This window comes from Xenorhabdus sp. PR6a (assembly GCF_028599065.1).
GTDB lineage: Bacteria > Pseudomonadota > Gammaproteobacteria > Enterobacterales > Enterobacteriaceae > Xenorhabdus > Xenorhabdus doucetiae.
Genome location: NZ_JAQRFJ010000032.1, coordinates 1 through 12,065, shown reverse-complemented (window position 1 = coordinate 12,065; position 12,065 = coordinate 1). Strand labels below are relative to the sequence as shown.

At 47.9% G+C, this 12,065-nt stretch carries 9 protein-coding genes and 1 pseudogene; 4 read left to right on the top strand and 6 right to left on the bottom strand.

Annotation, left to right across the window (positions count from 1 at the left end; genetic code table 11):
• Positions 1-2: 2 nt before the first annotated feature.
• A complete protein-coding gene (gene recG / locus PSI15_RS10275; protein ID WP_273583459.1) occupies positions 3-2,084 on the top strand; it encodes an ATP-dependent DNA helicase RecG in 2,082 nt (693 codons plus the stop codon).
• Positions 2,085-2,193: 109 nt separating this feature from the next.
• Here the strand turns inward: recG and gltS are convergent, their stop codons facing one another.
• Positions 2,194-3,408 carry a sodium/glutamate symporter gene (gltS, locus tag PSI15_RS10270; protein WP_273583458.1) on the bottom strand — a complete coding sequence of 405 codons (1,215 nt, stop codon included), beginning with the start codon at positions 3,406-3,408 and terminating at the stop codon, positions 2,194-2,196.
• 241 nt (positions 3,409-3,649) lie between these two features.
• Between gltS and PSI15_RS10265 the strand changes: the two genes are divergently transcribed.
• Both PSI15_RS10265 and PSI15_RS10260 read left to right on the top strand, forming a co-directional pair.
• A complete protein-coding gene (locus tag PSI15_RS10265; protein WP_273583457.1) occupies positions 3,650-5,035 on the top strand; it encodes a nucleobase:cation symporter-2 family protein in 1,386 nt (461 codons plus the stop codon).
• Positions 5,036-5,177: 142 nt separating this feature from the next.
• On the top strand, positions 5,178-6,977 hold the full coding sequence (locus tag PSI15_RS10260; protein WP_273583456.1) for an AsmA family protein: 1,800 nt from the start codon (positions 5,178-5,180) through the stop codon (positions 6,975-6,977).
• On the opposite strand, the gene fabY is transcribed toward PSI15_RS10260, so the two are convergent.
• The 3 genes from fabY to yihX all read right to left on the bottom strand — a co-directional run bounded on the left by fabY (position 6,967) and on the right by yihX (position 9,160).
• Complete coding sequence (gene fabY / locus PSI15_RS10255) at positions 6,967-7,884, bottom strand: fatty acid biosynthesis protein FabY (RefSeq protein ID WP_273583455.1); 918 nt, start codon at positions 7,882-7,884, stop codon at positions 6,967-6,969. The two genes, PSI15_RS10260 and fabY, sit on opposite strands and share 11 nt — an antisense overlap.
• Positions 7,885-7,923: 39 nt before the next feature.
• Positions 7,924-8,361: a D-aminoacyl-tRNA deacylase gene (dtd, locus tag PSI15_RS10250; RefSeq protein WP_273583454.1), complete on the bottom strand. Its 438-nt coding sequence runs from the start codon at positions 8,359-8,361 to the stop codon at positions 7,924-7,926.
• Positions 8,362-8,542: 181 nt separating this feature from the next.
• A complete protein-coding gene (gene yihX / locus PSI15_RS10245) occupies positions 8,543-9,160 on the bottom strand; it encodes a glucose-1-phosphatase (protein WP_273583453.1) in 618 nt (205 codons plus the stop codon).
• Between the two features lie 97 nt (positions 9,161-9,257).
• Between yihX and PSI15_RS10240 the strand changes: the two are divergent.
• A pseudogene (locus PSI15_RS10240) lies at positions 9,258-9,446 on the top strand (type II toxin-antitoxin system RelB/DinJ family antitoxin); the annotation flags it as partial.
• A 44-nt stretch (positions 9,447-9,490) separates the two neighbouring features.
• Here PSI15_RS10240 and typA read toward each other — a convergent pair.
• Together typA and PSI15_RS10230 are read right to left on the bottom strand one after the other, a co-directional pair.
• Positions 9,491-11,314, bottom strand: a complete 1,824-nt coding sequence (gene typA, locus PSI15_RS10235) for a ribosome-dependent GTPase TypA (protein ID WP_273583452.1) — start codon at positions 11,312-11,314, stop codon at positions 9,491-9,493.
• A 251-nt stretch (positions 11,315-11,565) separates the two neighbouring features.
• On the bottom strand, positions 11,566-12,065 hold a 500-nt coding region (locus tag PSI15_RS10230; protein WP_273583451.1), incomplete at its 5' end, for a hypothetical protein.

The window sequence follows — 12,065 nt, the reverse complement described above, 5'->3', positions numbered from 1 at the left end:
ACATGAAAGGCCAACTCCTTTCTGCCATCCCCTTAACCACTCTGAGCGGTGTTGGCGCCAGTCAGGTCACTAAACTCGCCAAGTTAGGGTTGGTCAATCTACAGGATTTGCTGTTGCATTTGCCGCTACGCTATGAGGATCAAACCCGCCTGTATGCCATCAATGAATTACTGCCCGGCATTTATGCGACGGTAACTGGTGAAATATTACGCACCACTGTGGTTTTTGGGCGGCGGCGCATCATGACTTGCCAAATCAGCGATGGGACAGGCGTATTGACTCTGCGTTTCTTCAATTTTACTGCCGCCATGAAAAATAATCTGGCCGAAGGAAAGCAGGTTATTGCCTATGGCGAAATCCGGCGCGGAACTCAAGGGGCAGAGATTATTCACCCTGAATATAAAGTCCACCAACATGCCAACCATGTGCAACTGCAAGAGACGTTAACGCCCATCTATCCCACCACCGAGGGGGTACGGCAAACAACGCTGCGCAAGTTAATCGAGCAAGTATTGGAAATCTTGGATACCTGTGCCATTAACGAATTGTTGCCGGAAGAATTCAGCCGCAATATCATCAGCTTGCCCAATGCACTGCATACATTACATCACCCCCCGCCAGAGACATCTCTGACCGATTTGGAAAATGGCAGCCATCCGGCTCAACGCAGGCTGATTCTGGAAGAGCTGCTGGCGCATCATTTAAGTATGTTGGCCGTCAGGGCTGGAGCTCAGCGTTTTCATGCCCATCCCCTCGCGGCAGATGATTCGCTGAAACAGCAACTCCTGGGTCAGTTGCCATTCTCTCCCACAGGCGCACAGGCTCGTGTCGTTGCAGAAATAGAACATGATTTGGAAAAAAATGTTCCCATGATGCGCCTGATACAAGGGGATGTCGGTTCGGGGAAAACACTGGTGGCTGCGCTGGCGGCCGTTCGTGCCATCGTTCACGGCAAGCAAGTGGCATTAATGGCTCCCACTGAATTGCTGGCGGAGCAACATGCCAATACCTTCCGTCAATGGCTTGAACCGCTTGGTATTCAAGTCGGTTGGTTGGCGGGTAAACAGAAAGGTAAGGCACGTCAGGCACAGCAAGAAGCGATCGCAAGCGGCCAAGTGAGCATGGTGGTCGGTACTCATGCCATGTTTCAGGAGCAGGTAAAATTTGCGGGATTGGCACTGGTTATCATTGATGAGCAGCATCGGTTTGGTGTTCATCAGCGTCTGGCCTTGTGGGAAAAGGGGCGTGAACAAGGCTTCCATCCCCATCAGTTGATCATGACAGCGACCCCGATCCCACGCACCCTGGCAATGACCGCTTATGCCGATCTGGATACGTCCATCATTGATGAATTGCCTCCCGGCCGAACGCCGGTTACCACGGTTGCCATTCCGGATATCCGCCGGAACGATATTATCCAGCGGATCAAAAGCGCCTGTCTGGATGAAGGCCGTCAGGCTTACTGGGTCTGTACGCTGATCGAAGATTCGGAAGTGTTGGAAGCGCAGGCCGCGCAAGCGACCAGCGAAGAACTGACACTGGCGTTGCCGGAATTGAAAGTTGGCTTAGTGCATGGGCGGATGAAGCCGGCAGAAAAACAAGCTGTCATGGCGGCGTTCAAACAGGGTGAAATACAGTTGCTGGTTGCCACGACGGTCATCGAAGTCGGGGTGGATGTCCCTAATGCCAGCCTGATGATCATCGACAACCCTGAGCGTCTCGGATTGGCGCAGTTGCATCAGCTTCGTGGGCGTGTCGGGCGTGGTGCGGTTGCTTCCCACTGTGTCCTGCTCTATAAAACCCCGCTGACCCATACGGCTAAAATTCGCCTGCAAGTTTTGCGCGACAGCAACGATGGCTTTGTGATTGCCCAAAAAGATTTGGAGATCCGTGGACCCGGTGAATTACTGGGTACTCGTCAAACGGGTAATGCGGAATTCAGGATCGCGGATTTATTGCGGGATCAAAGTATGCTGCCTGAGGTTCAACGTATTGCCCGCTATCTCCACCAGCACTATCCTGAACATGCCAAAGCGCTGATTGAACGCTGGTTGCCGGATAGCTCGCAGTATAGCAATGCGTAAGTTTCAACGGGGAAACCCTCAGTAAAAACAGGTAAAAAAATGCCGCTGAACAGTTCAGCTCAGCGGCATATTTCACCAAGATATCAGGCCAGGTCAAAAATAAATGAATTTAACTGGCTATAGAGGGAAATACAGGTAGTAACAGATACAGTTTAATAACGGCAGCGTTGACGATATCAATAAAGAATGCCCCCACCATTGGCACAAGTAAGAACGCCACATGTGATGGGCCAAAACGATCAGTGATCGCCTGCATATTCGCAATAGCCGTTGGCGTTGCGCCTAAGCCAAAACCACAGTGGCCGGCGGACAAGACCGCAGCGTCGAAATTCTTGCCCATTATGCGGTAAGTGACAAAAATAGCATACAGCGCCATCACCACGGCCTGTACGGCAAGAATGATTAACATTGGCAGTGCAAGGGATGCCAATTGCCACAGTTTCAGGCTCATCAATGCCATAGCCAAGAACAGCGATAAACTGACGTTACCCAATACCGAAACCGCCCGGTCAAATACCCGATAAAAACCAAGCAAAGACAAGCCATTACTGAGAACGACACCGACAAACAGGACACAGACAAATGTCGGTAATTCAAAGGCCGTGCCTTGCAGCAGTTTTTCAATAAAACGCCCCGCCAATAAGCAAATGGCAATCATGGCGATGGTTTCCAACATGACTAATGGCGTGATAAGCCGACCCGTATAAGGTTTCTCAAATGCGGTCGGAAGTTCAGTATCTTCCGTTTCCAATCCGGGTGTTTTGGCCTTTTTCACCAACACACGGGCAACCGGGCCACCAATCAAACCGCCTAAAACCAGGCCAAATGTTGCACAGGCCATGGCAACTTCCGTTGCATTTTCAAAGCCATAACGTTCTGCGAAGACTTTGCCCCATGCTGCACCCGTTCCGTGTCCGCCAGACAGGGTAATGGAACCCGCCAGCAATCCCATTAATGGGTCAAGGCCAAGCATTTTTGCCAATACGATACCTACGGTGTTTTGCACCAGTAACAGGCCAACCACCACGAAGACAAAAATGACCAGAAATTTTCCACCTGCTTTTAAGCTGGCAAGGTTAGCGTTCAGGCCGATTGTGGCAAAGAACGTCAACATGAGAGGCTCTGTGAGGGATGAATCAAAACTTATTTCCCAACCCGTGGATTGTTTAACCGCCAGCAGAACTAAAGCGACCAATAATCCACCTGCGACCGGTTCAGGGATGGTATATTTTTCGAGGAATGGAACCGATTTTACGAGCTTTCTTCCTAGTAGCAAAACAAGTGTGGCAGCAACGAGCGTGCCATAAATATCCAGATGATACATTTATGTACCTCATCCATTGTTAATATTATGTGAATTTAATGTGACGTTATAATCATCCTATAAAAACGCCAAGAGCAGGTAAGGATTGGATTAAAAAGAAAATTACTCATAAACACAAGTTAAAACATTTAAAAATGTGACGAAATTAAGCTGCATTTCATTATGAAAACTTTACGCAAACGATTGCTTTAATGATGAGAATCATTAAAATGCGTTTTTTGTCTATCTGAAATTTCACAACATGGTCAATTTACCCCGTGAATCCAATTCATCAGAAGTTCCCCATAAATCAAACAATGAACTTATCTATCATCTGGAAGATAAACCGCCTTTGCCACATGCCCTGTTTGCGGCAGGCCAACATTTACTGGCAATGTTTGTGGCGGTGATTACGCCAGCAATGTTGATTTGTCAGGCTCTGGGGCTTCCCGCACAGGATACTCAACGCATTATCAGCATGTCCCTGTTTGCCTCAGGTTTGGCATCACTGATTCAAATGCGCTCCTGGGGACCCGTTGGCTCTGGTTTGCTGTCAATTCAGGGCACCAGTTTTAATTTCGTGGCACCACTGATTATGGGGGGTCTGGCGTTGAAAAATGGCGGTGCGGATATCCCAACCATGATGTCCGCCCTGTTCGGTACACTGATGATCGCCTCAATGACGGAGGTGTTGCTTTCACGGGTGCTGCATTTAGCCAGTAAGATCATTACCCCGCTGGTCTCAGGCATTGTGGTCATGATCATCGGCTTGTCGTTAATTCAGGTCGGATTAACGTCGATTGGCGGCGGCTATGCCGCGATGCAAAACGGGACATTTGGTGCCCCTGATAATCTGCTGTTAGCGGGAGTTGTGCTTGCCGTTATTGTGTTGCTCAATCGGCAAAAGAATCCTTACTTGCGGGTGGCTTCTCTGGTCATTGCCATGACGGTCGGTTATCTGGTGGCGTGGTATAAGGATATGCTTCCCGTTGCAACGCCACAGGCCGATACCCCAATCATCACGGTTCCTTCACCGCTCTATTATGGTCTGTCTTTTGACTGGAATCTGTTGATCCCCCTGATTCTGATTTTTATGGTGACTTCACTGGAAACGATTGGCGATATCACCGCCACCTCCGATGTCTCCGAACAGCCGGTTAGCGGCCCGCTCTATATGAAACGCATCAAGGGTGGTGTGCTGGCAAACGGCCTTAATTCTGTGGTTTCCGCCGTGTTCAATACCTTTCCCAACTCCTGTTTTGGTCAGAACAATGGAGTGATCCAGTTGACCGGCGTCGCCAGCCGCCATGTCGGTTACCTTATCGCGTCCATGCTGGTACTGTTGGGGTTGTTTCCTGCTGTGGCCGGTTTTGTGCAGCATATCCCTGAACCTATTCTGGGTGGGGCGACGATTGTGATGTTTGGGACTATTGCCGCGTCGGGTGTCAGAATCGTTTCCCGTGAACCCCTGAATCGCCGTTCCATGATGATCATCGCACTGTCTCTGGCGGTCGGATTAGGTGTTTCTCAACAACCGCTGATTTTGCAATTTGCCCCTGATTGGGTGAAAAATTTACTTTCTTCAGGTATTGCCGCAGGTGGGCTAACTGCCATTTTGCTTAACCTGATTTTTCCCCAAGAAAAATAGTCAGGCAAGTTTATATAATATTTTGCTTATCTCCCGCCTGATCCGCGGGAGTTTTTGATGTTTTTATCTGTCATCTATTGAGTGGTTATCCATTTTACGGCATAAAAGGGCTTCTATTGGAAGGCTATGTTGAGGTGAAATAATGAGGTGGTTAGGGAAGTTTTTTGTCACTCTTCTATTAATGCTGATTTTGGCAATCATCGTTATCTATGTAGTTGCCCAGACGCATTGGGGAGCCAAACAGTTAAGCCAATGGCTCAACAGGCAAGGACATTATCAAGTCAGCATTGAAGGCATCAGCCATAGCTGGCTGCAACCGGCTACCTTAACGTTCAACCAGGTTGATATTCGCGACAAACAAAGTCCTTTCTCACTCAATGCTGATACCATTAATCTCGATTTCAAATGGCAGCATTTACTGTCCCCCCAAAACCTCCGTCGTCTGACATTGCAAAACGGGACACTAGTATTGTCTGGAAATTCTTTTCCTCTCCCCCTGCAAGCGGATATCTTACAACTGAACCAAATGAATATTCAGTTAAAAAATCCCAACACGCACATTCAGGGGGAAAATATCACGGGCGGTATTGCACCTTGGATTCCGGCTGTGAGTAATCCATTGGGGAATGGAAAGTATCAATTCAGTGCCAATACGCTCCGTTTAAATGACATACCAGTTGAAAATGTCATTATGCAAGGCAGTTTCCAGAATAAAGCGCTGACTATCGACTCTTTTGGCGCAACATTTCTGCACGGTGCCATTTCTGGCGACGGACAGCGATTGCCGGACGGCAGTTGGCATTGGAACAATGTCCTGATCAGTGACATTCGCTGGCAAACCCCGATGACATTGGGCGAGTTGACAGAAAAAATCAGCCACTTTCCTGCCAGTTATGTCAAAGATCTCAATATCACTAATGCCAAGCTGCAAGGGGCGGATTGGTCTGTCGATTATTTGGACAGCACCATCAAAAACTTAGGCCTGGTCAATGGCAGTTGGCGCACCGACGATGGATTGATTGATTTTAACGCGATGAACATGACATGGGATAATGCACAGTTCAACGACACACTTGGAAAATTGCGTTTTTCTGGTGATACCCTTACCATCGCAAACCTGACCACCCATTATCAAAAGGGATTGTTCAATATCCAGTCTCAATGGGATCGCAAAAACCGGCACCTCACCCTTCAAGCAAGCTCGGTCACAGGCCTGCTTTATGTGCTGCCATCAACATGGCTCGACTATTTCAAAAAACCGGCACCACAATGGATTTCAGGGCTAAAACTTAATGATATTACTATCAATAATACGTTGCTGATTGATACCAATCCCAACTTCCCGTTCCAGCTCACCACTTTTGCAGCGCATATCGATAATATGGACATCCTGAAAAATGGCAAGTGGGGATTGTGGAGTGGTCAGGCATCGCTGCAAGCTGCCGCCGGGACATTCAATAAAGTCGAAATAGCCCGTCCTTATCTGCAATTACACGCGACAGAGGGCAACATCATCATGGATAAATTGAACGGCTTTACCGGTGAAGGCCTGTTGCAACTGACCGGTTCGGCTGAACAACAAGCGGCTCACACGCCTTTTAACCTCAATTTCAAAGGCATGAATGCAGATTTGAACATCTTGCCACAATGGGGTTGGGTGCCGCTGAAGGTACAGGGAGAAGGAAATTTCTCGCTCGCCATCACGGGTGATCTCTCCGCAGACGATGTGAAGAGAACCATAAGCGGGACATTGGTTGCGCAAGATAAATCAGCAGACAAAGAGTCACAATCTATTGAGCAAGGATTGATCTCAACGAACCGCTGTACTCCAGCAGCCCCCTCTGCCGTAGAGAACCCCGAAGCCGATCACTCAACAACGGGCAATCCTCCTACGGAGAGTCAAGCCGTGGGCAGCCAAACCTGCGCTAAAATCAAGCTGTAGCAAAACGTTCGGGAGGCAGGACGATATAAGTACCGGTGAACACGCTGCCTATGCCATGTTCACCGCTAACCTGTACCTCTATTTTTACGCGTGCTTTGTTGCCGCGTGCGAGACGAGCAAGGTCACCGCTCAGATTATTAAAATCCGCAATAGCACAGGGACGCCCCGTAATCGGTTGATGATAACGAATATTGGCATCCACCAAAATGATGTCTCCCCCCAATTGGCGCTCCTGTAGCAACAACCAAATCAATCCCCATGCCGTTAACGTGGCCTGAGAAAATAAGCTGCCCGCGAAAATAGTATGATGTGGATTCTGGTTTCCGGCTTCAGGCATCGTCGTGACGAAGCGTTGTCCGGTATATTGCGTGATCCGCAGCCCCATCTTTTCACTCAAAGGGATGTGCTTATGCCAGGCCTGCTGCAATTCTGCGCACCAATCAGGACGGTGCAAAATATCATCAAGGCTCATGATAGGTTTGATCATGAGAAAATGGTTAATCGGTGATGTCCTGGCACCATTGATCAAACCACGATTTTGAAAACCCAATTTGTCGAAGAAATCAACCGCATCTTCCCGTGCGCTGCAAACAACGCGTTTCACCCCTTCCTGCCTGGCGACCGATTCCAGGGCCATCGCAATCAGGGTTCCCAATCCTTTTCGCTGCACATGGGGATTAACGGCCAGAAAACGAATGGCGCCTTCATTATCCGCGTTGATATATAAGCGCCCAACTGCAAGCGGTTTACCCTGTTCATCCACCACCATTTGATGATGAGCCATCGAATCGTAACCATCTTTCTCTGATCCAATGGGCTGGTGAAGCGGTTTACGCAACATCTCCCAACGAAATTGGTAATAAGTTTCCAACTCTTGCTCTGTTTGAGGTACTCTCAGATGGTACATAGAAACAGCCCCCTTCTTTTCTGCGATATTTCATCCACATCATACTTGCAACCAAAAAGTCACTGGTCCGTCATTGGTCAAACTGACTTTCATGTCTGCCGCAAATTTCCCCATTTCTGTTTTTACACCAGTTACGCGACACTGTTCAACAAAATAGCGATAAAGTTCATCTGCTTTTTGTGGATCAGCACCACCAGAAAAGCCAGGCCTTAAGCCTTTCTGCGTATCGGCTGCCAAGGTAAATTGCGATACAACCAACAAACTCCCGCCAGCCTGCTGGACGTTAAGGTTCATTTTTCCCTGTTCATCACTAAATACCCGATACCCCATGACCTTGTCGCATAAACGCTGCGCGTTCTGGGGCGTGTCGTCTTTTTCAACCCCCAACAGCACCAGCAACCCTTGTCCAATTTCGCCAATAGTCTCACCTTCAACAACAACTTTTGCCTGTGTGACACGCTGAATTAATGCGATCATTTCTCTTGCCTGTTATTTCGTATAGTGATTTAGATAGTGAACTCATCGTACTTCATGATGTTGAAGTGCAACGAGTATAGTCAGTCATATGGAGAGAGGATCGTAGCATGTTCTCCTTGCCCGCAAGGGTATACGGGCAAGAAAAAGGGTGGAAAATATCATCGGTAATCAGCTGACCAGGTTAATTTTTTGCGGGAAGCGAGAAATCATGCATCTTAAAATAATCAGGGATCACATGCCTGTCAGCCACATGAATGGCATTGATATTTAAGTTTTTTGCTGCTTCGACGTTTTCTAAAAGATCATCAAAGAAAATGGCTTGATCGGCGGTCACACCTTCTGCGACAAGCACATAGTTAAAAATATCGGGATTGGGTTTACGCATCCCCATATCTTGAGATAAGTAAAGGAAATCCGTTGCAGCTGCAATCTCAGGATAATGTGCTGACCAATAATCAAGATGCAGACGGTTTGTATTCGACAAAACAACAACACGATGCCCTTGGGCACGTAATTTATTCATTAACTCAGTGACGTCCTGCCTGATACCAACAAAAATGGCATTCCAGCCTTCGGCAAATTGCTCAAAACTGAGTGCGATCTCCATTTCATCACATATCCTTTCTGCAAATTCAGTGTCACTGATTTGCCCGCACTCATGTTTTTCAACCGTCTCTCCCAGTGAAAATTTTGCGGTCAATGTTGCCAGCGGTGTCCCACTCAGATTACTCCAGACAGCCAGTACCCTTTTAAAATCAATATCAATAATTACGTTACCCAAATCGAAAATATACAACATATCGCCCCCTGACTGACGCTTATTGTTGGGTACTTTTATCATAATTTTGTTAAGAGATGTGCACTCTGTTTAACAAAGAAACTCAGTATTTGAGACACGATCACAGTTTTTACCGTTCGATATGCGTATCCCTAACGAAACGACGGCTAAACCCATTGATAACAGTGAAAACAGAATCGATATCCATCAAGCGAAAGATGCCGATGATCTGTTTGGTCAATTTCAGAGAAGGATGAAGTTGGATCTATCCGGCGCCCCCACAAAAAAGGGCACCGAAGTGCCCTAATCTATTTATATTGAAGCAGTGACACGCAATGCGTAATCTGACAATTAAACGTCTTTGCTGCGGTTTGCACGGCGGCGATCGTTTTCAGTCAGATGGCGCTTACGCAGGCGAATTGACTCTGGCGTCACTTCAACCAATTCGTCGTCGTCAATAAACTCCAACGCCTGCTCCAGGGTTTTCTTGATATGTGGAGACAAGGTTGTTGCTTCATCTGTTCCCGATGCACGCACGTTAGTCAGTTTCTTACCCGTCAGACAGTTAACGGTCAGGTCATTTGAACGCGAGTGAATACCGATGATCTGGCCTTCATACACTTCAGTACCGTGACCCAGGAACAATTTACCGCGCTCCTGCAAGCCATACAGCGCGTAAGCCACGGCCTTGCCTTGTCCGTTGGAAATCAGTACGCCATTGAGGCGACGGCCAATTTCACCCGGACGAATATCGTCGTAATGGCTGAATGTGGCATACAGCAGGCCGGTACCCGACGTCATGGTCATGAATTCAGTACGGAAGCCGATCAAACCACGGCTTGGGATCACGTAATCAAGACGCACGCGGCCTTTTCCGTCCGGCAGCATGTCGCGCATTTCACCTTTACGCTCACCCAACGCCTGCATCACGTCACCCTGATGCTGTTCTTCGATATCCAGCGTCACCTGCTCGAAAGGTTCCTGCTTGCGGCCATCAATTTCACGGAAAATCACTTTTGGACGAGAAACGCCCAGCTCGAAACCTTCACGGCGCATGTTCTCGATCAGCACGGACAGGTGCAATTCACCACGGCCGGATACGCGGAATGCGTCCGGATCTTCCGTTTCCTCAACGCGCAGCGCAACGTTATGCACCAGCTCTTTTTTCAGGCGATCAAGGATCTGGCGGGAAGTCACGTATTTACCTTCACGGCCACAGAACGGGGAAGTATTGACGCAGAAATACATGCTGACGGTCGGTTCATCAACCGCCAGTGCCGGCAACGCTTCAACCGCGTTGACTTCACACAGGGTATCAGAAATATTCAGCTCGCCCAGACCGGTAATGGCGATGATATCGCCCGCTTCCGCCTTATCGGACTCGATACGCTCCAGCCCCAAATGGCTAAAGACTTTACCGACTTTACCGTTGCGGGTTTTTCCTTCGCTATCAATGATAGTAATGTTCTGGTTTGGTTTTACTGTACCGCGTTTAATACGGCCAATACCGATAACCCCGACATAGCTGTTGTAATCCAACTGCGAAATCTGCATCTGGAACGGGCCATCAAGGTCAACCTTCGGCGGTTCAACGTGATTGACGATAGCCTGATACAGCGGAGTCATGTCTTCCGCCATCTCGGTATGCTCGTTACCGGCAACGCCCATCAGTGCAGAAGCATAAATGATCGGGAAATCTAACTGTTCATCGGTAGCACCAAGGTTCACAAACAGGTCAAACACCTGATCCACTACCCAGTCAGGACGTGCGCCAGGGCGGTCAACTTTGTTGATCACCACGATAGGCTTCAGGCCATGAGCAAATGCTTTCTGGGTGACGAAACGGGTCTGTGGCATTGGGCCATCCATCGCATCCACCAACAGCAGAACACTGTCAACCATTGACATCACGCGCTCAACCTCACCACCAAAGTCGGCGTGGCCCGGGGTGTCTACGATATTGATACGGTAGTCATTCCATTTAATCGCGGTGTTTTTTGCCAGAATGGTGATACCACGTTCTTTTTCCAGATCATTGGAGTCCATCACACGTTCAGTGGTTGCAGCACGTTCACCGAAAGTACCGGACTGTTGCAGGAGTTTATCCACCAGCGTGGTTTTGCCGTGGTCGACGTGAGCGATGATGGCGATATTTCTTAAGTTATTAATTGACAAGTATTTTTACCGTTTAGCTATTTGAGAACATATTAGATAAGTGCAGCATGGCAGAACGCCGCGGCACGCATCTAACGAAAAATATGCTGCTATTTTACACGTTATAACCACAGAGTGAAATAAATGTGAGGTGTATCACCTTAGAAGTTGCGGTCATGTATTAGCGGGTTAGCAAAATGCAGGCTGCCTAAGCACGGGCGGCAGCCTGTAAAGCGGGAAACCTCGCCCTATCGGGCGAGGCCAGTCACTGGCTATTTTTTATTCTCTACACAGACAACGAATCCCTTAGGAGGATTTCCCCCAAGGGGGTCTTCAATCCCTGAGAAAGTGCTAAATAGTAAATAATTCCCTTGCGCTGGTCGAGTTTCTAACATCTTAATGTCAGATAGATATTGATTCGTTAATTTAAAATCATCCAGAAAACCAAAGTTATAAGGATTATTATATTCTTCAATTAATGCTGTACCTGATCCTGATGACATTAATTCAGCACGTATAGGAGTAATAGCACCAGTACTCTCACAATTCTCACTATTACCATTTGCGTCTGAAGCATTGGGATATTTGTTGTTCATGGCTATAAACTGTCTCTGAGGATCAGTTTTATAAGTATATTTATACTGTGTTTTATTGCTTTTTGTGACAACAGCAGTAATGTCGACGGACGCCAAGCTGAGAAATGTTATGTTATCATTATTTATAGCAATTGCTGGACTGTTTGGAGGGTTTTTCAGATACCCCACCTCTCCAA